This window comes from Sediminibacterium sp. (assembly GCF_030695065.1).
In the GTDB taxonomy this organism is placed as follows: Bacteria; Bacteroidota; Bacteroidia; order Chitinophagales; family Chitinophagaceae; genus Sediminibacterium.
Window position 1 is genome coordinate 32,615 of record NZ_JAUYTR010000025.1, and the last position, 19,782, is coordinate 52,396.

A 19,782-nucleotide genomic window follows, 5' to 3' on the forward strand; every position below is an offset into this window, starting at 1 on the left:
ACAGTGTTAAACAACAACCATTTAATTGGAAATGAAAAAAGCCATTTTACTCATTTTTTTGCTACTTCCTTCTGCTACTTATTATTTAAGGGGCAATTTGGAAGCAACAGAAACTTTGGCATTTGTTCCCAATATATCTCCAGTAGAAAATCAGCCAATTGCCAGTGACTTAGAGTTGATGCATAGCTTAATTTTATTGAGTGACAAAGTAGTTGCCAATGTGTTTTCTAATGAAACATCTTTGTCTTATGATTCTTTACAGGTTTTTTTGAATAAATATGCGCAATCTTTAAATAATCAGACCTTATCTATTGCTGTTGCAAAAGGAACTGATTATATGGACGTAATACGGGTAGTAGATATGATGGCTAATTCAACTATAAAAAGTTACAAATTGGTCCGTTACGAATAAGATGCTTTAATCAATTTTATTTCTTCTGCTTCCACTAATTTAGATTTTACTTCATAAGTACCAGAAGGAAGTAAGTATTTAGCAAGTAAAGGCATTATTTCTATTAGTAACAACAAAACAATCAGTAAATAATATCTAAAAGCTACAGCCCTGTTTTGTTGTATTAAATGGTCCAAAGCTTCAATTTGAGTGATAAATCCATTATTCAATAGTTGATTAAATGAAGCCTGTTCTTTAGCAATGATACTATTGATAGATTGTATGGCACTATCCGAATATTGAATAGTAATAGTAAGCTTTTCGGCCATTGCTTGATAATCCGTTGCTGCTTTCTCTGCGGAAGCTTTTTTAGCTAAAGCAATTGCTTTTAAGCCAATTTTTTTTGAGCCACCTGTACCATCCGTTTCTTCTATAAATCGATTGCGCGTGTTAATCATTTCTTGGTAGTACCGATTCATTGTTTCGTTTGCTTGTTTTTGTTGATTAACAAACTGTTCTTTATCAAGCTGATAGCTTTTTACCAGTGCGATATTTTTATTTTTTTTTCTTATTTCATTGTCTATGGAAGCCTGCACTTTTACTTCTTTTTCAAAAAGAAAAAGTAAGGCAGGTTGGGCCATAAATAAGCCAATGGTAATGGCTAAGAATAAGCGGAAAACTAGTGGTTTCCAACCAATGGGTATAGATTTTTGAACCCCTTTAATTAGCGCCCGATCTATAAACAAAATCAATCCGCCCATGAAAATGCCCAATATCACTGCTAGCCACCATGTTGAAACAACGGTGCTAAAAAAGTAGGACCATGCCAAAGTGGCAAATCCCCAGGTACCCAATACCAGCATTCCTATTATGGAATGCCTATTTCGGTCTACTACCGCATCTTTTATTAATTCGGTTTCGGCCGTACTTAGCCACCATAAGAATTGTTCCCGGCGGTTGGGAAGATAATTTTCCTGCATAACTATTTTTTTTAATGGTTACGGCAGGCACAGGTTGTTTTTTGGTTGGTTGGGGTTGGCTGGTTGGAATGACAAAGAAAAGGCTTTTTTTGTTAGGCAAACGTTACCTTTGCCGCTCAATAAAATTTTGTATGAAGACGGACAAAAATACGGTCATTGGTTTTGTGTTGTTGGGTATCCTGATGTTTTTATATTTCTGGTACACAAGTCAGCAGCAAAATGCCATTATTGAGATGAAGAAAAGAGAAGAAGATTCTCTTGCAAAAGTGGCTGCAGCAAGAATGAAACTGGTAGATACTGTTGCATTAAAAACAGACTCATTAAAAAGAGATTCAGCTGTTAGGGTTATTGTTGCTGGAAATTTTACAGATGCCGCTGTAGGGCAAGAGCAAGAAACTGCTATTGAAAACGAATTGGTTAAAGTAAACTTTACCAATAAAGGTGGCCAAATTAAATCGGTAACTTTAAAAAATTATAAAGATGCCAATAATCAATTGGTAGTACTTTCTAATAATAGCAGCATCTCTTATGCAATTAATACTGCACCAGCGCAGTCTGCTACTATTGACAATTTATATTTCACTTCTAGTGAGCCCATAAAGAATTCCGATGGGTCTCAAACATTGCGTTATACACTTTCAGCAGCAAATGGACAATCAATTACCCATGAGTTTAGCTTACAACCCAATAGTTATAAGATTGGGTGGAAGTTAGGAATGAATGGCGCTGCTCAATTGCTTACCAATAGCTCCCTCAATTTGAATTGGACTGTTGCAACCCAACAAATGGAGCGAACGTCTCAGTATGAGCGCCAAGTTTCTAATATTTGTTTTTCTGAAGACAATGAGTTTGATTACATTTCCTCTAATACGGATCATACATTTGAAAAACCTGCACAATGGGTTTCTGTAGTGCAACAATTTTTTAATAGCACCCTAATTGCAGAAAATTCATTTAATAGTGGAAGTATTAAATGGGCAAGAGCAACCGACTCATCACGCAATTTGGCTACCGCTACCAGCACATTGCAAATGAAGTTGCCTGCAGCAGCTACTGTTTCTGTTCCATTCCATTTTTATGTAGGCCCTAACGAGTATGAAATTCTTGCAAAGCAGGCTCCAGAAATGGACAAGATTGTTAACCTAGGCAGAGATATGTATTCTTTTGTGCGACCAATTAACAAATACATCATCATGAATGTGTTTGATTTCTTTGCTTCATTTGTTAAGAATTACGGCTGGGTTATTCTATTGCTGACTTTGTTTATTAGACTGGTTACAGCCCCTCTAACTTATAGCAGTTATTTGAGTGGTGCAAAAATGAAAGCCCTACGCCCAGAGTTAGATATTTTGAAAAAGAAAATGGGAGACGACCAACAAGGATTTGCAATGGAGCAAATGAAATTGTTTAGAGAAGCAGGGGTTAATCCTTTAGGAGGATGTATACCAGCTTTGTTACAAATTCCTATCTTCTTTGCTTTGTATAGTTTCTTTAACTCTGAAATTGCATTGCGTGGGCAAGCATTTTTATGGAGTGAAGATTTGTCAAGTTTTGATTCAATTGCCAATCTTCCTTTTACTATTCCAGCATTTGGTAATCATGTAAGTTTGTTTACAATTACTGCAGTTATTACTAGCTTTTTAATATCAATTTACAATATGAGTATGACACCTACACAGGATAATCCTGCGTTAAAATACATGCCATACATTTTTCCATTCATGTTGTTGTTTATATTTAATAGTTTACCATCGGCATTAACTTGGTATTACACTGTTTCTAACGTTGTTACTCTTCTATTGCAATTTGTAATTCAGAATTATATTATTGATCATGATAAAATTCTGGCAAAGATTGAAGCAAAAAGGAAAGCACCAAAAACCAAAAGCAAATGGCAAGAGCGTTATGAGCAAATGGTAGACAGTCAGAAAAAAGTACAAGAGTTAAAAAATAAGACCACTAAAAAATAATTTATTATGCGCTACTTATTGAACATTGTTTTTGTTTTTTGTTTGGTAAGTAGCGCATTTGCACAAACCCGTGTAGTGGCGGAGTGTACGGTTAGTTATTCTATAGCTGTAAACAATGAATCTCAAATTGACAAAGATGCTGTTGCGCTATTAAAGCAAAGTATTAAAACGGTTTATATCAAGGGAAACAATAGCAGATCCGATTTAACTAGCCCTTCATTTACCCAATCGCTTATTTATAATAAAGCCAATGGAAACGCTGTTATATTAAGAGAAATTGGAGCCAATAAATTTTTAACAAAAATAGACGCTGTCAATTGGTTAAAGCAGAATGAAAAGTTTAGTGATATGCTTATTCAATTTACCGAAGAGAAAAAACAAATTCTTGGGTATGAATGCAAGCATGCTATTATGCAATTAAAAGACGGGAGCACATTTTCTGTTTACTATGCCAGTTCTATAACACCTTCTGTTAGAGAGTTTGAGTATCAATTTAAAGATATACCTGGATTTGTTTTGGAGTATGAAGCTAAAGACGGATACACCCAAAAAATAACTTACACTGCAACCAAAATAAGTTTTAATCCGGTTTCTGCAGCAAAGTTTGAAGTTCCAACAACCGGCTACCGGTTATTAAATGAGTAATTAATTGCGAGATTCCTGAGGAGTTTTGAATTTGGGCACTTTCACTTTAATCTTATAAGGATATATATAAGTAGTGTTACCATTGTTGTACTGCAACATACTGTTCATATCGTTGTTCTGTTGCATTAAACCATTACCAGTTAAGGATAAGCCTTTGTAATGAAGGTTCGATTTAATTGCCGAAAGCGATAATCCTTTTTTAGAGAAATTATTGAGACTACGTAAAGTAAACTTGCTGTTTTTAGCTTTGTCGTCTACTATTCCGGTGAATGCAAAAGCAGCAATAGCCAAGTGCAAGCTCAATATGAGCATCACCATCGGGGCTTTATTTGCGGATTTCAATTGCATTAACATATGGCAAAGGTAGGATATATCCTAAATATTTTAACGAATTATTTTTATTAACAAACGTTAATAAGGGGGTAAAAGTTTGGTTTTCGCCAAAAAAAGTTTAATTATTTGCCTAAATTAGGTAAACCATCACCCCATGAGCCAGAATCCGTACCGCGAAGACAAGGAAGAATTAAGGGAGTTGATCATTCAATATCAACATCTTAAGCATGGCAGAAGTCATCCATTTTTAGAGGAAGATGCTTTTGAGCGGATTATTGACTATTACGACGAAAAAGATGATTTGCCTGAAGCAATGATTGCAGCAGAGCTGGGATTAGAGCAATTCCCTTATTCAGCCAACTTAATGATTAAAAAGGCCGACTTGTTATTGGCTAGTAGAAAATACCAAGAAGCTTTAAACTTATTAGAGACAGCGGAATTGTTTGACAGTACCGATTTGAATTTATTTATTTTAAAAACAGATGCTTATTTGGCATTAGATCAACAAGCAAAAGCAGTAGAATTGTTGGAAGCAGCTTTGTTGCTTTTTGAAGGCGAAGAGCGTTTAGATTTACTTTTTGAGTTGGCCGATGTATATGATGATTATGAAGAGTTTGATAAAGTATTTGATTGTTTAAAACTGATATTAGAGGAAGACCCAAATAACGAGGAAGCTTTATACAAAATTTGTTTCTGGACCGATTTTACAGGAAGAAACGAAGAAAGTATTAAGCTACATCAATCTATCATAGAAGAGCATCCTTTTAGTGAGTTGGCTTGGTTTAATTTGGCAGCTGCATACCAAGGGCTTAAGTTGTATGAAAAAGCCATTGATGCCTACCAATATGCGGTAGCAATAGATGAAAAATTTGACTATGCATACCGAAATATGGGAGATGCCTTTTTAAGATTGCGCAAGTACAAAGAAGCCATTGAAGTTTTAGAAAAAGTGCTAGAGCTCAGCAGGCCCGAGGATGTGATTTATGAAGCAATAGGTCATTGCTATCATAGAATGGGTAAGTATGCCCAAGCAAGATTTAATTATAAAAAAGCAGTACACTTAAATGCAGGTGATAGTAAGCTGCACTACAAGATTGCAGTTACCTATATGTTAGAAGAGCAATGGCAAGCTGCAGCAAAGCAATTAGAAAATTCAATGAGAATCACTCGAACAGTTCCAGAATATAATTTGGCAATGGGAGAGTGTATGATGAATTTAGACAGATACAAAGATGCAATTATTTATTTTGGCACTGTGGTTAAGCATAAGCCCAAATCTGTTGCAGGTTGGGAGGCATTATTGCGTTGTTTAATTAAAGCTGAAATGCTCGAAGAAGCTTATAATCAGTGCCAGGCTGCACTGGTTGCAACAGCTGAAAAACCACTATTTTATTTTTATGCAAGTACCATTTTATTTGTATTAGGGAAATCTAAAGAAGCATTGCTTAAATTAGAAACAGCCATGGACAAAGCCCCTAAATTGCTCAAAAAATTTATGGAATTGAATCCTTTTATTTTGCAAAATAACCAGGTAGTTGATATTATTGCCCGTTATAAAAAAGGAAAGAAAATATAAATATGTACTTTTGCCCCCGATAAATTAGATAGGAATGAATTATAGACTTACACAAATACCAGAAAGAACAAAGCAACCTAGGGCAAATGGATTAACCATGGTAATGGACAAGGGGTTAAGCATTAATCAAGCTAAGGATTTTTTAAGTGTTGCTGGACCTCATGTAGATATTGTTAAGTTAGGATTCGGAACTTCATTTGTTACCCCCAATTTGAGAGAAAAATTAGATGTTTATAGAGAAGCCAATATGCCGGTTTATTTTGGAGGTACTTTATTTGAAGCCTTCTTAATTAGAAACCAATTTGATGATTATGTAGAAGTTTGTAAAGATTATGGTGTAAGCTATATTGAAGTATCTGATGGTTCAATTACCATTCCACATGCAGAGAAATGTGGGTATATTGAAAAACTGACACAGCATGCAACCGTATTAAGTGAAGTGGGGAGCAAAGATGCAGCACATATTATACCGCCTTATAAGTGGATTGAGCTAATGCGAGCCGAATTAGAAGCAGGATCGTCTTATGTTATTGCAGAAGCAAGGGAAGCTGGTAATGTAGGAATTTATAGAGGAAGTGGGGAAGTAAGAGAAGGATTGGTTCAAGAAATTTTAACCCAAATTCCTGCTGAAAAAATTATTTGGGAAGCTCCTCAAAAAGCACAACAATTGTATTTTCTTGAATTAATTGGATGCAATGTAAACCTGGGTAATATTGCTCCAAATGAAGTATTGCCACTAGAAGCAATGCGCATAGGATTAAGAGGAGACACTTTTCATCTTTACTTAGACAAAGCTTAATATGCGCTTATTTGGCTTACTGGGTTATCCATTGACACACTCTTTTTCTAAAAGCTATTTTACTGAAAAATTTTCATCCATGGGAATGGGTGAAGGGTTTGTATACGAGAATTTTTCTATTCCTGATATAGAAGAGTTGCCTTATCTATTGATACAAAAAAAATACTTGGAAGGCTTTAATATAACCATACCATATAAAAAACAAGTGATTCCATTTCTTCATCAGCTAACACCTGAAGTAGCCGAAATGGGGGCATGTAATTGTGTTCGAATAAAAAATAAAAAATTAATTGGCTACAATACAGACATTATTGGATTTGAAAATTCACTGAAACCTTTTTTGCAAAAACATCATACCCATGCATTGATTTTGGGTACGGGAGGAGCTGCCGCAGCAGTAGAATTTGTATTGCGCAAATTAAATATCAGCTACTTGAATGTTTCAAGAACCTCAGTTGATCAAACTATCCAATACAATCAATTGAATAAAGCCCTACTATCTCAATATCAACTCATCATTAATACTAGTCCGGTAGGTCAATATCCCAATGTTGAACAAGCACCACTGATACCTTATGAATTTCTTGGACCTAAACACCATTTATACGATTTAATTTATAATCCAACAGAAACGCAATTTTTGCTAAAGGGCAAAGCACAGGGTGCTTCTGTACAAAATGGATATGAAATGTTGGTATTACAAGCAGAAGAAAGTTGGAGAATTTGGAACCTTTAATTAGCTCAATTGCTTTATAATATTTTCGGTAAGCGACACTTTCTTTTTAGTGGTATAATCAAATAACATCATGCCTGTTTTTGCACGAACCGCTAAAACAGCTTCCCCGTTTTGTAATAGGGTAATTCGATAATAAATATCAAAACCAAGTTTATCAAAATCGGTAGCAACAACAGCAATTTCAATGCAGTCTTTATGGTTTAATTCTTTTTTGTATTCAATCATTGCATCTGCCATAATTAGGCCAAACGATTCAACACTTAGTTCGGCGTACCCTCTAGATTGTAAAAATTGTTGCCTTGCTTCTTGAAGTATAGATAATACAGTATCGTTTCCTACATGACCTCCATAATTTAAATCGGTTACCCGAATTTGCATTTGCGTACTGAAGCTAAACTGTTCTGGAAGTTGAATTTTTATACGATTCATTGCTATTAAGTTACTCAAGTTAGATACTACTAATCTTGTTGGGTTTGGTTTAGAAGGAAATGGATGAGTTTACTCATTGCTTTTTTACGATGACTGAATTGATTTTTTTCTTCCATATTCATTTCTGCAAAACATTTGTTTGCACCATCAGGTACAAAAATTGGGTCATAGCCAAATCCTTCTGTTCCTCTTTGATTGGCTATAATACGTCCTTTGCAAATTCCCTCGAACAAGTATTCCTGCTCGTTCCAAATTAGAGAAATAACCGTTCTGAATTGAGCTGTTTTATTTTCTTTATTCAATAATTTTTGGAGCACTAAGTCAATATTAGCTTGAAAATTTCTTTCATCACCAGCATAACGGGCACTTTTAACACCTGGTTCCCCATTTAATGCAACAATTTCTAATCCAGTGTCTTCACTAAAACAATTCTTTTTAGTTAAATTATGAATTACCCTAGACTTCTCACTGGCATTGGCTTCTAGCGTATCATATGGCTCAGGAATATCAATGTCAATACCTGCATCAGCCAATGATAGAACGCTCAATAGATTGCCCGTAACAGCTTTTATTTCTTTTACTTTATTTGCATTATTAGTAGCAAAAATAATTTCGACTGTAGCCATCGTTTAAAGATTAAAAAGTGATTTAAGACTTACCCAAAGTTTTGTCTTTTCTAATTTTGCGTCTCCACTGTCTCCATAATACTGCAAAAGAGAAGGGGCCATCAAAAACTTGCATCCTCCGTATTGTTGAACCTGATAATTTGGAACAGTAAATGGAAGTTTAACCATTGCTGCATTTACATTGAATAATAAACAGCTAGTGGGATTCAGCTCTTGTTTAATTTCGGTAAAATTGGCCAAGTAGCGGGCAATATTAATGACTGCTACGTCTCCCATATTTAATTTGCAAGCCCCTAAAATTTTGGTTAAAAAGTCTAAACTTTCTTCATTTAGGAAAGCTGCTTCTGGTTCTTGTACTAATATGACAATATTTTTACCATTGTTGCCTAAATACCATTTTTCAGGCCGTTCTTTTGCGGGTCCCGAATAAGCGGGAGGGTCTATTGCAACTGGTTTTGGGGCAACAGTTGGCAGGGTTTTTTCGGCCGATTCAACTATCACCAAATTGCTCGGAAATAGGTTGGCCAAAACAAAATCGGGTAGTTGTTCAGGTATTTTTTTGTCCATTTAAAATATTAACAGTCGTTAGTTTTTATTTTTTTTGTTTCTTTGCGCCAAATATAAAACTATGAACGCAGTACTTGATATAAACATTACCAAGGCTAATAAATCTAAATTAGACACAATTAGTTTAGAAAATATACCTTTTGGGCGTGTGTTTACCGATCATATGTTGGTTGCAGAATTCAGCAATGGTGTTTGGAAAAATGTAGAGATTAAACCATACGAGCCTTTGAGTATGGACCCATCTTTGGCTGCTTTGCACTATGGTCAATCTATTTTTGAGGGAATTAAAGCGTATCAAAACGAAGAAGGTAAGGCGGCAATATTTAGACCCTATGAAAATTTTAAGCGTTTTAATATATCGGCTACAAGAATGCAAATGCCCACTGTACCGGAAGAAATCTTTATAGACGGAATGCGTGAATTAATCAATCTTGATCGTAATTGGATTCCCACCATGCCCGATCATTCATTGTATATAAGACCATTCATGTTTGCTACCGACGCCGTGCTAGGAGTAAAGCCTTCAGATACGTATAAGTTTATGATTATCCTGAGCCCTACAGGGCCTTATTTTAGTACGCCTATGCGTATTTTTGTGGAAGAGAAATATACCCGTGCAGTGGCAGGTGGAGTTGGTTATTCTAAGAATGCAGGAAATTATGGGGCAAGTATGTACCCAACACAGTTGGCAAAAGAAATGGGCTATGATCAAGTATTGTGGACAGACGCATACGAGCATAAGTATCTTCAAGAGGTTGGGATGATGAATGTGTTTTTCATTATCGGCAATCAAGCCGTTACTCCTTCATTAGAAGAAGGGACTATTTTGGCGGGTATCACAAGAATGAGTGCATTAACCTTGCTAGCAGAAATGGGACTAGAAGTTGTTGAGAAAAAAATATCTATTGATGAATTAATGGCAGCTCATAAAGCTGGACAGTTGCGTGAAGTATTTGGAGCTGGCACAGCTGCTACTATATCTTTAATTAAAGAATTGCGATACAAAGATGAATCAATGTTCTTTGATACAGATAATTGGACTGTTGCCCCAGAATTAAAGAAAAGACTGAATGATATTCGTCAGGGTAAGTCTGCAGATACGCATGGTTGGATGCTTTCAATTTAATATTTTTTATAAATTACCGCATATTAAAGCCCCGTCTAGTATTATCCAGACGGGGCTCTTTATTTAATTATCAGTATTCGAATTCACGATTAATTTAATTTACGCTACTGTTTAATAAAAGGAATATTTTGTTGATTTGTTCCACTAATTACTTGAATATAGTATTGGCCATTACTGATATCTCCAATTGGAATACTTACCAATCCCTGCTGCATACTACCAACTTGAATTGTTTTGACAAGGGTTCCAGATAAATGATACAATCTAATAGAACTATTAGCAGTAACTGCCGATTTAAATATTACTTTCAGTTCATTTTTTGCTGGATTGGGATAAATTTTTACTGTTAGTAAATTCACTAGAGGGCTGCTTGCTTGCGGAACAAATTTGCCAATGTAAAAACGATTAGGGGCTTTACTTAAAGTATCACTCGTAATATTAAAAGCGTAGCTACTGTCTTTTAATAGACTCAATGTTTTATGGGTATAGTTGTCGTATAGAACCAGTTTAAATGCTGTAGGCATGAATGCGTCAAAAATTTGAAAACGATAATTGCCTTCTACAGCATTAGTTAACTCAATGGGGATAATGGTTTGTTGTTGAAATAGTCTACTATCAATGGCTAGTTTAATGCCATCGGAAATTTTACTAAAAATATTTAATCCAGGATTCATCAGCTTTATGGCATCTAATGAGTCTTTGCCGTTTCTAGCACCTGATTGTTCTCTTATTATAAAACGATCATGAAGGGTTTGGTTGCTCATTAAATCGATGGTAGAATAGTATCCAGACCCTTCTTGGTAGTCTTCGCTTAATCCTTTGTTCCATTCAGTAGATTTGGATGCTTCGGTAATGGTTATTTCGTTAGCAGCTGAACTATCAGTTAAGAGTATATATGCTTCAAATGGATTGAGGATATGCTTTTGTGTAAAGGGAAGTGCCATATAGCCACCCTTGCTCCCTAGTAGTGGATTCCAAATATATTTGTAAGCACTCACTTTTGCCGACCTGTTGAAGGTTCCTGTATTAACCGGGCTTAAATAGGGGTTCGCAATAAGGTTAAACCCATTTCCTGTTTTATTTAACACTATTTGTTGGGTTCCCATTTGAATGCTGCCAGTAAAATACGCAGGCCATAAATTGCTAGCTTGGTTGGGCAATATATTCCATCTGATGCCCTGGTGTTTTTTAAAATCATTGCTTGCACTGTCACTACTAAAATTGACTGCTTGCCATCCTGTTTCTATGGAGCAGCTATCTGTATTTAATAAAGGATTATTGTAAAAGATGGTGGGTTTATTGGTCCAAGCATAAAACGATATTGATTGATTAAATGGATGACCTACCAAATAACTGCCTACTGCTTTATTACCTAAAATATTTGCAGCATGAACCCTTCCAATAATTTGAGTTCCAGCAGCTGAAGCATCAATGGAAGCTGTTTCAGACAAATACAAAAGATCATTGGTAAATAAATTTCCAGCAGCTAATTGTAAACTTCCATTGATGATTAACCGATGGTTAATTTGAGCACCTGTTGTATTTTTTAAAACCACCTGTTGAATTCGATTCTCTTTAAACAATGCCCCATTTATAATTTGCGAATTATTTCCATTTAATTCAATGGTTGCATTTGTTGCGTCAATAGATAGAGAATCACCACTCATGATATCACTTATTTTTAAAGTACCCGTGATCTGTAGTTTTGCTCTGGATAATAGATGAAGTTGTTTGATGCTGTTTACACCGGATAGAATAGGTTGGTGTAAAGCATCGGCTGAAATAGTGATTACAGCACTATCGCTAGGCACCAATGTATTGCACCAATTATGTGGATTATTCCAATTGCTGTCTACATTGCCAATCCAGCTTAAAGATTGAAGGATTATTTTTTTGTTGGCGCTTGTTATACCGTTAGATACACGCACAAGAATACTATCTTTTGCTAAAGAATATTGTGAGTGAACCTTCCATTGGCCAGGGCTGGTAATGCTTCCATTTGACACAGTACTGAAATTTTGCAAACTGCTGAACCAATGAGTAGGAGCCTGAACAATTTGCCAATTTATTTCTTCTCCTGCAACAGTAGTGTCAATGGCTAACAGCACACCAATATCAATGGAGTCTTTGTTGTTGCATTGTATAAGCATAGTATCTGTTGGAACTTGAAATTGAATGCGGGTTCCATCCACTTGAATATATTGAATAACAGACGACAATAAATTGATAGTGGCAAGGTTTTCAGCTTGGTCTTTTATGATCAATTGATTTGGATTAAAATTGTTGGCTATGCCAATTCCATCTTTGTCTTTTTCTCCTTCCTGAATGATGTATTTGAACAGTAGTTGATTACTGTTATTGCCATCATAATATGCCGCCTGCCTATTATTGCCGCCAATAGTGATGGGTAAATATTTGATTGATGAATTTGAATCTAAATAAACCGATTCGCTAAATAGTAGTTTCAATTGCAAAGTATCGCCTGCTTTTAATAAGCTATCATTCGGCGAGCTGAAGTCAATTTGATGCGGCTTAATTTTATCTATCCATTGTGTATCAATACTAAAAAAAGGGAGTCCACTTAATCCGGGAATTAAATTGTTGTTATTATTGATTCCAAGAACCAATTTTCCTTCACCAATACCAGTGTATACATGAATTAAATATTCATTACCCGTTCCTGAGATACTGGTTATTGCTGCATTGGTTAAGCCCTCCGTAATCAAAGCAAAATTGCTGGTACTTAATCCACTTATATCCCCACCCGCTTTAAAACTGTATTGAATGGTGTCGGCATTGCTTAATTGAGGTGCCAATGCATATAAGCTATCAATCGTAACCGTATTATTACTGGTATCAAAATCTGCACTAAAACTAAAATTGTCAATCGCAACTAAATCGTCACTTCCGGTTTCGTCTGCATCATCCCATCTCAACAATAATTGTTCTCCATTTTTCCATTCTATGCCTATTATGCTGAATTGAATGGTGGTTTGGTTTTCAGAACTATTCCCATTTAAACTTCCTGCACCGGTTGTAAATTGAATGGATGAAAAATTCATTGAAGTATGGGCCAATAAATTAGGTTGATCAATGCTGTTCATTAGCCCAGTGGCATATTTTCCCAACCAAGTATTCTTATTGCCAGATCCACCTTTTCTCCATTGCTCAGCAGAAAAAGAGCCGCTGATTGTATTGAGGCTACTGCCAGTTTGGTTCGTAAGTAAAATGCCAAATGCATAAACACCAGAGCCTGCAGCAACGGATCCCAATGCCCTGTCTGAACTGCCACTTGTTCCAACGCTATACATTCCACTAGAAGTTGCGGTTCCAGTTCCTTGGGCAAAAACAGCATTGGTGCCCGATCCTGATTTATGCATGAATTCCCAGCCGGTTAATCCAGACAACAAAAAAGGGGATTGGGAAAATGTATGCGGCCCTTTACCTGTTAGCGTAAATGATCCCCCATTGGGTAAATCATTAAAATTTTGTTGGTAAATCGCTTTTTTTTCAGAATAAATAATAGGACTTGCCAATTGTGCATAAACAGATGAATCTGCTACTTGCAAAAGCAACAGTAAAATGATGATATGTGGCCTCATGGCGGAATAGGGGGGGATGCGGGGCTACAATGTAAAGCAACAAACTGTTGCCGAAACCAACAATAGGGGGATGAAAATTGGGCTAAAACCCTTTTTTTTGCCCGTAGAAATACTTTTTTTTTGAAAACATTTTGGATTCTCATTTGGAGCCATTACCTTTGCCGTCCGAAATTTTAAATGGTTTATAATGCCTACAATACAACAATTAGTTAGAAAAGGCCGCGAAATAATCAGGGCTAAGAGTAAGTCAAGAGCTTTGGATGCATGTCCTCAGCGTCGTGGCGTATGTACCCGTGTATATACTACCACTCCAAAAAAACCAAACTCTGCTTTGCGTAAAGTAGCGAAAGTGCGTTTGACCAATAAAGTAGAGGTGATTGCCTATATTCCAGGTGAAGGCCACAACTTACAGGAGCACTCAATCGTATTAATCCGTGGTGGTCGTGTTAAAGACTTACCAGGGGTACGTTACCATATTGTACGTGGTAGCTTAGATACTGCCGGTGTTAAAGACCGTAAGCAGAGCCGTTCTAAATATGGTACAAAGAAGGAAAAAGCTAAAAAATAGTTCTATTCATAACTGCGACTGAGTAAAGTTTTAATACTTGAAGAAAATCAGTCTCTTTAAAAATTAAATCATGCGTAAAGCACAAGCGAAAAAATTACCCTTAGCACCAGACGGACGTTTTAACGATAAGTTGGTTACCCGTTTCATCAATAACTTGATGTGGGATGGTAAAAAAAGTACTGCAATCAATATCTTTTATGATGCAGTAGATAAAATAACAAAAGTTACTGGCGAAGACGGTTACGAAGTGTGGAAGAAAGCAATTGCTAATGTAACTCCAGCTGTTGAAGTTAGAAGCCGTAGAATTGGTGGTGCAACTTTTCAGATTCCTGCTGAAGTTCGCCCTGATCGTAAAATTTCTTTAAGCATGAAGTGGTTAATCCGCTACAGCCGCGAAAGAAACGGTCGTACCATGGCAGATAAGTTATCAAACGAAATCATGTCTGCTGCAAAAGGTGAAGGTGCTGCATTCAAGAAAAAAGAAGATACACACCGTATGGCTGAGGCTAACAAAGCCTTCTCTCACTTTAAAGTGTAAATTTTTCCAAATATTTGCGAAACCTCTCCGAATCATCGGGGAGGTTTTTTTTGAATCAAACTCCTGCAATTCAATTATTTAATGAGGGCTTTTGGCAACGATTTTTCCCCATTCTAAATAAAACGGTCCGAACCCTTTGTTGGTTCGGTATTATCTGTACCTTTGCGGCCTCTAAAAAAACAAGAATACTATATGGCTGATTTGAAATTTCAACGAAACTTTGGTATTGCCGCCCACATTGATGCCGGTAAAACCACTACCACCGAGCGTATTTTGCGCTACACTGGTATGATCCATAAGATTGGTGAAGTACATGATGGTGGTGCTACTACCGACTGGATGGAGCAAGAAAAGGAAAGAGGTATTACCATTACTTCTGCGGCAGTTAGCTGTCAGTGGAATTTCCCAACTGTATTGGGTAAAGCCACTCCAGAAACCAAGAATTATTATTTCAACATCATCGATACTCCAGGACACGTAGACTTTACCGTTGAGGTAGAGCGTTCTATGCGTGTATTGGATGGTTTGATTGCGTTGTTTTCTGCAGTAGATGGTGTAGAACCTCAGTCTGAAACTGTTTGGCGTCAAGCTAACCGTTATAAAGTTCCACGTATTGGATTCGTAAATAAAATGGACCGTGCTGGTGCCGATTTCTTAATGGTGGTAACACAGGTTAAAGAAATGTTGGGTGCAAAAGCAGTTCCATTGCAATTACCAATTGGTGCGGAAGACAATTTCAAGGGCGTTGTAGACTTGATTAAAATGAAAGGTATTGTATGGCATGCTGAAACAGAAGGAATGACTTTTGATGAAATTCCTGTGCCTGCAGATATGATGGAAGATGTATTGCATTGGAGACAAAACTTAATTGAAGCTGTTGCTGAATACGATGATAAGTTAATGGAGAAATTCTTTGATAACCCAGATTCAATTTCTGAAGATGAGGTTCACGAAGCTATCCGTAAAGCTTGTATCGATTTAAGTATCGTTCCAATGATGTGTGGTTCTTCTTTCAAGAATAAGGGTGTACAAACCGCTTTAGATGCAGTTTGTCGTTACTTACCTTCTCCAGTAGATGTTGAAGATACCGTAGGTACAGACCCTGATTCTGGTGAGCAAATTACCAGAAAGCCAAATGCAAAAGAACCATTTGCTGCATTGGCATTCAAAATTATGACCGATCCTTTTGTTGGTCGTTTGGCATTCTTCCGTTGTTACTCTGGTCGTTTAGATGCTGGTTCTTATGTATTGAACGTAAGAAGTGGTAAGAAAGAGCGTATCAGCCGTATCATGAAGATGTTTGCAAATAAGCAAAATCCAATTGATTTTATTGAAGCAGGTGATATTGCAGCTGCAGTAGGTTTCAAAGAAATCAAAACAGGAGATACGCTTTGCGATGAAAACCATCCAATTACATTGGAGAACATGTTTATTCCAGAACCAGTTATCGCTATTGCTGTTGAGCCAAAAACTCAAGCAGACGTAGATAAAATGGGTATGGCTATTGCAAAGTTGGTAGAAGAAGATCCTACTTTACGTGTAAATACCGATGAAGATACTGGCCAAACCATTTTACGTGGAATGGGTGAATTACACCTTGAAATCATCATCGATCGTATGCGTCGTGAGTTTAAGGTAGAAGTAAACCAAGGTGCTCCTCAGGTTGCTTATAAAGAATCTTTTGGAAATACTATTACCCATAGAGAAGTGTTGAAGAAGCAGTCTGGTGGTCGTGGTAAGTTTGCCGATATTCAATTTGAAATTGGACCAGCTGATGCAGAGTGGTTAAAGGAAAACGAAGGAAAGAGCTTCCAATTTGTAAATGATTTATTTGGTGGATCTATTCCAAAAGAATTTGTTCCAGCAATCCTTAAAGGGTTTGAAACATCAATGACTTCTGGTGTATTGGCAGGATATCCTGTAAACAATATGAAAGTTCGTGTATTTGATGGTAGCTACCACGATGTGGATTCTGATGCAATGAGCTTTGAATTGTGTGCTAAAGCTGGTTTCCGTGAAGCGGGACGTAAAGCAAAGCCTACTTTATTAGAGCCAATCATGAAAGTGGAAGTACTTACTCCAGATCAATACATGGGAGATGTTACCGGAGACTTAAACCGTCGTCGTGGTATGCTAGAAGGAATGGATAGCCGCGCTAACCTACAGGTTATTAAAGCGAAAGTTCCATTGAGCGAAATGTTTGGTTACGTAACTCAACTTCGTTCTTTAAGTTCTGGTCGTGCTACTTCAACTATGGAGTTCTCTCATTACAATCCTGCTCCAAATAACGTTGCAGAAGAAGTAATGGCAAAGAACAAGGGTAAGGTTAAATCTGATGATTAATTTTCAATTTAATTGATATACCGCGCCCCGACTAAAGTCGGGGCGTTTTTGTTTTAATAAGGGGGGAGTTTAGCCGCCGTTTAAATTTAAATGAGCTGAATGTTGGCAACCCAAAATGGGAAGAAGAACAATTATATAAATTTTTAGTTTAATATAAAGGCGGTTTTTGGGGAAAAACGGGGTGATTTTGAAAAAAATAAAAAATAAATCCACAAAAACACATAAAAAGAAGATAAAAAACTTGTCTGTTCAATTACAGCTCCTTACCTTTGCAACCCCAACGTAAAAATTGGTTTTTGACTATGTCTCAGCGAATCAGAATCAAATTACAATCATACGATCACAATCTAGTAGATAAATCTGCAGAGAAGATCGTTAAGACAGTACGTAGTACAGGTGCAGTAGTAACAGGACCAATTCCTTTGCCTACTCATAAGAAAATCTTTACTGTATTGCGTTCACCACACGTTAATAAGAAAAGCCGTGAGCAGTTCCAATTAGCTACGCATAAGCGTCTAATGGACATCTACACTTCTTCTTCTAGAACAGTAGATGCGTTGAGCAAGCTAGACTTACCGTCTGGTGTTGAGGTTGAAATTAAAGCTTAATTAAGCCATTTCTCTAGAAAGAGAGAAACTAGTTCTTATATACCCAATTATCTGCCAATCGGCTTAGGCCAGAAAAAGCAGCTCTGATAAAGAAATTATAAATCATTTAGTTCACAATGAATTAAATGAGTAACATATAAACAGGCCCTTCGAGGTTTGTTTACTACCGGTACTTCCTCTTCAAAATGTAAGTTTTGAAAACAACGGAAAAGGTCGGTAGCAAACTAGGATTGAATCCCGCTTCATCGGTGGGATGTCCTCATAACCGAGCGGGGCATAAACCGCAAAACGATGAAAGGAATTATTGGAAAAAAAATCGGGATGACCAGCATCTTCGCTGCTGATGGAAAGCAAACTGCTTGTACCATCGTAGAAGTTGCTCCAAATACCGTAACACAAATTAAAACACAGGAAACCGATGGTTATTCTGCTGTTCAATTAGCAATCGGCGATAAGAAAGAAAAGCACGCTACAAAAGCCGAAATCAATCACTTTGCTAAGGCTCAAACTCCAGCCAAAAAGTTCGTAAAAGAATTTCGTAATTACTCAATAGAGAAAAACTTAGGGGAAACCGTAACTATTGACATCTTCTCTGAAGGAGACAGTGTTGAAGTTGTTGGTACAACTAAGGGTAAAGGTTTCCAGGGTGTTGTAAAGCGCCACGGATTCTCTGGTGTGGGTGAAGCTTCCCATGGTCAGCACGATCGTCAGCGTGCGCCAGGTTCTATTGGTGGATCTTCTTATCCTTCAAGAGTATTTAAAGGAATGAGAATGGCCGGCCGTATGGGTGGAGACCGTGTTAAAATGAAAGGTTTGAAAGTAGTTAAAATATTTTCAGAAAAGAACTATATCCTGATCAGCGGTTCTGTACCAGGTCACAACGGTTCTATCGTTTTAATTCAGAAATAATCACCCTGTTTAATTGACAGATTAATTGAAAGATCATGCAAGTAGATGTATTAGATATAAAAGGACAGAAAACCGGTAGAACGGTTGAATTACCACAGGAAATCTTTGGTATTGAACCAAACGACCACGTTATCTATCTAGCTGTTAAGCAATACTTAGCCGCACGTCGTTCTGGAACGCACAAAGTTAAAACTCGCGCTGAAGTACAAGGTGCTAGCCGCAAGTTGCACAAGCAAAAAGGAACAGGTGGTTCTCGTAAAGGTAATATCCGTAACCCTTTATACAAGGGTGGTGGTACCATCTTTGGACCAAAACCACACGCTTACGATTTCAAGTTGAACCGTAAAGTGAAAGATTTGGCTAAGATTTCTGCTTTAAGTCATAAGGCAAAAGAAAGTGCAATCATCGTAGTAGAAGAAATTAAGATGGATGCACCTAAAACCAAACAATTGGTTGATATTATGGGTAACCTTAAAGTTGCTGATAAGAAAGCGCTTATCGTTTTACCAGAATACAACGACAACCTGTACTTAAGTACTCGTAACGTACCAAATGTTGCTAGCACATTGTTAGCCGACATTAATACTTATGAAATCATGAATGCAGATGTATTAGTAATAACAGAGAACACTGTGAATATCTTTAACGAAGAAGAAGCAGTAGCTTAATTTAAGTAACGTTTCAATCATACAAAATGAGACAGTCAGAAATTTTAATAAAGCCAATCTTAACTGAGAAAGCAAACGCACAACAGGATACGTTGAGAAGATATGCTTTTAAAGTAAATCGTAAGGCAAACAAGTTAGAGATTAAGAAAGCAATTGAAGATTTCTATGGTGTTAATGTAGTAGATGTTAATACTGCAGTTGCTCCAGGAAAAAATAAAGCCCGTTATACAAAAGCTGGTTTTATTCAAGGAATGAAATCTGCATACAAGAAAGCATTTGTTACTGTTGCAGAAGGTGAAACAATTGATCTTTACGCAAATATTTAATTTATAGCAGCGGAGCTGAAAAATCCGCACAAAAAAAATAAA

Annotated in this window: 20 protein-coding genes; 14 read left to right on the forward strand and 6 right to left on the reverse strand. The window is 36.7% G+C overall.

From position 1 onward, the window contains the following. Positions 1 to 31 precede the first annotated feature (31 nt). Entirely contained in the window at positions 32 to 412 is a 381-nt protein-coding gene (locus tag Q8S25_RS14040; RefSeq protein ID WP_305538765.1) for a biopolymer transporter ExbD, read from the forward strand. On the opposite strand, the gene Q8S25_RS14045 is transcribed toward Q8S25_RS14040, so the two are convergent. Continuing rightward, entirely contained in the window at positions 403 to 1,371 is a 969-nt protein-coding gene (locus Q8S25_RS14045; RefSeq protein ID WP_305538766.1) for a DUF4407 domain-containing protein, read from the reverse strand. The genes Q8S25_RS14040 and Q8S25_RS14045 overlap by 10 nt on opposite strands. A 131-nt stretch (positions 1,372 to 1,502) precedes the next feature. Here Q8S25_RS14045 and yidC point away from each other — a divergent pair, with 131 nt between their 5' ends. Then, positions 1,503 to 3,341, forward strand: a complete 1,839-nt coding sequence (gene yidC, locus Q8S25_RS14050) for a membrane protein insertase YidC (protein ID WP_305538767.1) — start codon at positions 1,503 to 1,505, stop codon at positions 3,339 to 3,341. 6 nt (positions 3,342 to 3,347) lie between these two features. Next, complete coding sequence (locus Q8S25_RS14055; RefSeq protein ID WP_305538768.1) at positions 3,348 to 3,986, forward strand: hypothetical protein; 639 nt, start codon at positions 3,348 to 3,350, stop codon at positions 3,984 to 3,986. Here the strand turns inward: Q8S25_RS14055 and Q8S25_RS14060 are convergent, their stop codons facing one another. Next, positions 3,987 to 4,334, reverse strand: a complete 348-nt coding sequence (locus tag Q8S25_RS14060; protein ID WP_305538769.1) for a hypothetical protein — start codon at positions 4,332 to 4,334, stop codon at positions 3,987 to 3,989. A 139-nt stretch (positions 4,335 to 4,473) separates the two neighbouring features. On the opposite strand from Q8S25_RS14060, the gene Q8S25_RS14065 reads away from it, so the two are divergent. Genes Q8S25_RS14065 through Q8S25_RS14075 form a run of 3 tightly spaced genes read left to right on the forward strand, consistent with a single transcriptional unit; the run spans position 4,474 to position 7,430 of the window. After that, positions 4,474 to 5,895, forward strand: a complete 1,422-nt coding sequence (locus Q8S25_RS14065) for a lipopolysaccharide assembly protein LapB (protein WP_305538770.1) — start codon at positions 4,474 to 4,476, stop codon at positions 5,893 to 5,895. A 34-nt stretch (positions 5,896 to 5,929) separates the two neighbouring features. Next, positions 5,930 to 6,694, forward strand: coding sequence for a phosphosulfolactate synthase (locus Q8S25_RS14070; protein WP_305538771.1), 765 nt, complete (start codon positions 5,930 to 5,932; stop codon positions 6,692 to 6,694). Position 6,695: 1 nt separating this feature from the next. Then, entirely contained in the window at positions 6,696 to 7,430 is a 735-nt protein-coding gene (locus Q8S25_RS14075) for a shikimate dehydrogenase (protein WP_305538772.1), read from the forward strand. On the opposite strand, the gene Q8S25_RS14080 is transcribed toward Q8S25_RS14075, so the two are convergent. Genes Q8S25_RS14080 through Q8S25_RS14090 form a run of 3 tightly spaced genes read right to left on the reverse strand, consistent with a single transcriptional unit; the run spans position 7,431 to position 9,052 of the window. Next, positions 7,431 to 7,859, reverse strand: a complete 429-nt coding sequence (locus Q8S25_RS14080) for a thioesterase family protein (RefSeq protein ID WP_305538773.1) — start codon at positions 7,857 to 7,859, stop codon at positions 7,431 to 7,433. A 29-nt stretch (positions 7,860 to 7,888) separates the two neighbouring features. Further along, positions 7,889 to 8,485, reverse strand: coding sequence for an RdgB/HAM1 family non-canonical purine NTP pyrophosphatase (gene rdgB, locus Q8S25_RS14085; RefSeq protein ID WP_305538774.1), 597 nt, complete (start codon positions 8,483 to 8,485; stop codon positions 7,889 to 7,891). A 3-nt stretch (positions 8,486 to 8,488) separates the two neighbouring features. Further along, positions 8,489 to 9,052: a hypothetical protein gene (locus tag Q8S25_RS14090; RefSeq protein WP_305538775.1), complete on the reverse strand. Its 564-nt coding sequence runs from the start codon at positions 9,050 to 9,052 to the stop codon at positions 8,489 to 8,491. Between the two features lie 61 nt (positions 9,053 to 9,113). On the opposite strand from Q8S25_RS14090, the gene Q8S25_RS14095 reads away from it, so the two are divergent. Further along, positions 9,114 to 10,178: a branched-chain amino acid aminotransferase gene (locus Q8S25_RS14095; RefSeq protein ID WP_305538776.1), complete on the forward strand. Its 1,065-nt coding sequence runs from the start codon at positions 9,114 to 9,116 to the stop codon at positions 10,176 to 10,178. Positions 10,179 to 10,282: 104 nt separating this feature from the next. On the opposite strand, the gene Q8S25_RS14100 is transcribed toward Q8S25_RS14095, so the two are convergent. Then, the gene (locus tag Q8S25_RS14100) at positions 10,283 to 13,780 is read right to left on the reverse strand and encodes a T9SS type A sorting domain-containing protein (protein ID WP_305538777.1); all 3,498 of its coding nucleotides are present in this window, start codon (positions 13,778 to 13,780) and stop codon (positions 10,283 to 10,285) included. A gap of 187 nt (positions 13,781 to 13,967) precedes the next feature. Here Q8S25_RS14100 and rpsL point away from each other — a divergent pair, with 187 nt between their 5' ends. The 7 genes from rpsL (at position 13,968) to rplW (ending at position 19,740) form a co-directional block, all read left to right on the forward strand. Continuing rightward, positions 13,968 to 14,348 (forward strand): 30S ribosomal protein S12, encoded by a 381-nt coding sequence (gene rpsL / locus Q8S25_RS14105; protein WP_026751391.1) that lies wholly within the window; start codon positions 13,968 to 13,970, stop codon positions 14,346 to 14,348. Positions 14,349 to 14,415: 67 nt separating this feature from the next. After that, on the forward strand, positions 14,416 to 14,886 hold the full coding sequence (gene rpsG, locus Q8S25_RS14110) for a 30S ribosomal protein S7 (RefSeq protein WP_349254895.1): 471 nt from the start codon (positions 14,416 to 14,418) through the stop codon (positions 14,884 to 14,886). 192 nt (positions 14,887 to 15,078) lie between these two features. After that, positions 15,079 to 17,229, forward strand: coding sequence for an elongation factor G (fusA, locus tag Q8S25_RS14115; protein ID WP_305538778.1), 2,151 nt, complete (start codon positions 15,079 to 15,081; stop codon positions 17,227 to 17,229). Positions 17,230 to 17,531: 302 nt separating this feature from the next. Then, positions 17,532 to 17,837, forward strand: a complete 306-nt coding sequence (gene rpsJ / locus Q8S25_RS14120) for a 30S ribosomal protein S10 (protein WP_026751395.1) — start codon at positions 17,532 to 17,534, stop codon at positions 17,835 to 17,837. Between the two features lie 291 nt (positions 17,838 to 18,128). Beyond that, positions 18,129 to 18,746 (forward strand): 50S ribosomal protein L3, encoded by a 618-nt coding sequence (gene rplC, locus Q8S25_RS14125; RefSeq protein WP_295186363.1) that lies wholly within the window; start codon positions 18,129 to 18,131, stop codon positions 18,744 to 18,746. A gap of 35 nt (positions 18,747 to 18,781) precedes the next feature. Continuing rightward, on the forward strand, positions 18,782 to 19,414 hold the full coding sequence (gene rplD, locus Q8S25_RS14130) for a 50S ribosomal protein L4 (RefSeq protein WP_305538779.1): 633 nt from the start codon (positions 18,782 to 18,784) through the stop codon (positions 19,412 to 19,414). Between the two features lie 26 nt (positions 19,415 to 19,440). Further along, on the forward strand, positions 19,441 to 19,740 hold the full coding sequence (rplW, locus tag Q8S25_RS14135; protein ID WP_295186368.1) for a 50S ribosomal protein L23: 300 nt from the start codon (positions 19,441 to 19,443) through the stop codon (positions 19,738 to 19,740). The last annotated feature ends 42 nt before the right edge of the window (positions 19,741 to 19,782 follow it).

What these genes read in the sequence shown, in the direction of transcription:
- rplD (WP_305538779.1), top strand. Translation starts at nt 18,782, where the DNA reads ATGCAAGTAGATGTATTAGATATAAAAGGACAGAAAACCGGTAGAACG.
- Q8S25_RS14090 (WP_305538775.1), bottom strand. Translation starts at nt 9,052, where the DNA reads ATGGACAAAAAAATACCTGAACAACTACCCGATTTTGTTTTGGCCAAC.
- Q8S25_RS14060 (WP_305538769.1), bottom strand. Translation starts at nt 4,334, where the DNA reads ATGCAATTGAAATCCGCAAATAAAGCCCCGATGGTGATGCTCATATTG.
- Q8S25_RS14100 (WP_305538777.1), bottom strand. Translation starts at nt 13,780, where the DNA reads ATGAGGCCACATATCATCATTTTACTGTTGCTTTTGCAAGTAGCAGAT.
- Q8S25_RS14070 (WP_305538771.1), top strand. Translation starts at nt 5,930, where the DNA reads ATGAATTATAGACTTACACAAATACCAGAAAGAACAAAGCAACCTAGG.
- Q8S25_RS14045 (WP_305538766.1), bottom strand. Translation starts at nt 1,371, where the DNA reads ATGCAGGAAAATTATCTTCCCAACCGCCGGGAACAATTCTTATGGTGG.
- rdgB (WP_305538774.1), bottom strand. Translation starts at nt 8,485, where the DNA reads ATGGCTACAGTCGAAATTATTTTTGCTACTAATAATGCAAATAAAGTA.
- Q8S25_RS14080 (WP_305538773.1), bottom strand. Translation starts at nt 7,859, where the DNA reads ATGAATCGTATAAAAATTCAACTTCCAGAACAGTTTAGCTTCAGTACG.
- yidC (WP_305538767.1), top strand. Translation starts at nt 1,503, where the DNA reads ATGAAGACGGACAAAAATACGGTCATTGGTTTTGTGTTGTTGGGTATC.
- Q8S25_RS14095 (WP_305538776.1), top strand. Translation starts at nt 9,114, where the DNA reads ATGAACGCAGTACTTGATATAAACATTACCAAGGCTAATAAATCTAAA.
- rplW (WP_295186368.1), top strand. Translation starts at nt 19,441, where the DNA reads ATGAGACAGTCAGAAATTTTAATAAAGCCAATCTTAACTGAGAAAGCA.
- Q8S25_RS14065 (WP_305538770.1), top strand. Translation starts at nt 4,474, where the DNA reads ATGAGCCAGAATCCGTACCGCGAAGACAAGGAAGAATTAAGGGAGTTG.
- Q8S25_RS14075 (WP_305538772.1), top strand. Translation starts at nt 6,696, where the DNA reads ATGCGCTTATTTGGCTTACTGGGTTATCCATTGACACACTCTTTTTCT.
- Q8S25_RS14055 (WP_305538768.1), top strand. Translation starts at nt 3,348, where the DNA reads ATGCGCTACTTATTGAACATTGTTTTTGTTTTTTGTTTGGTAAGTAGC.
- rplC (WP_295186363.1), top strand. Translation starts at nt 18,129, where the DNA reads ATGAAAGGAATTATTGGAAAAAAAATCGGGATGACCAGCATCTTCGCT.
- rpsJ (WP_026751395.1), top strand. Translation starts at nt 17,532, where the DNA reads ATGTCTCAGCGAATCAGAATCAAATTACAATCATACGATCACAATCTA.
- rpsL (WP_026751391.1), top strand. Translation starts at nt 13,968, where the DNA reads ATGCCTACAATACAACAATTAGTTAGAAAAGGCCGCGAAATAATCAGG.
- Q8S25_RS14040 (WP_305538765.1), top strand. Translation starts at nt 32, where the DNA reads ATGAAAAAAGCCATTTTACTCATTTTTTTGCTACTTCCTTCTGCTACT.
- fusA (WP_305538778.1), top strand. Translation starts at nt 15,079, where the DNA reads ATGGCTGATTTGAAATTTCAACGAAACTTTGGTATTGCCGCCCACATT.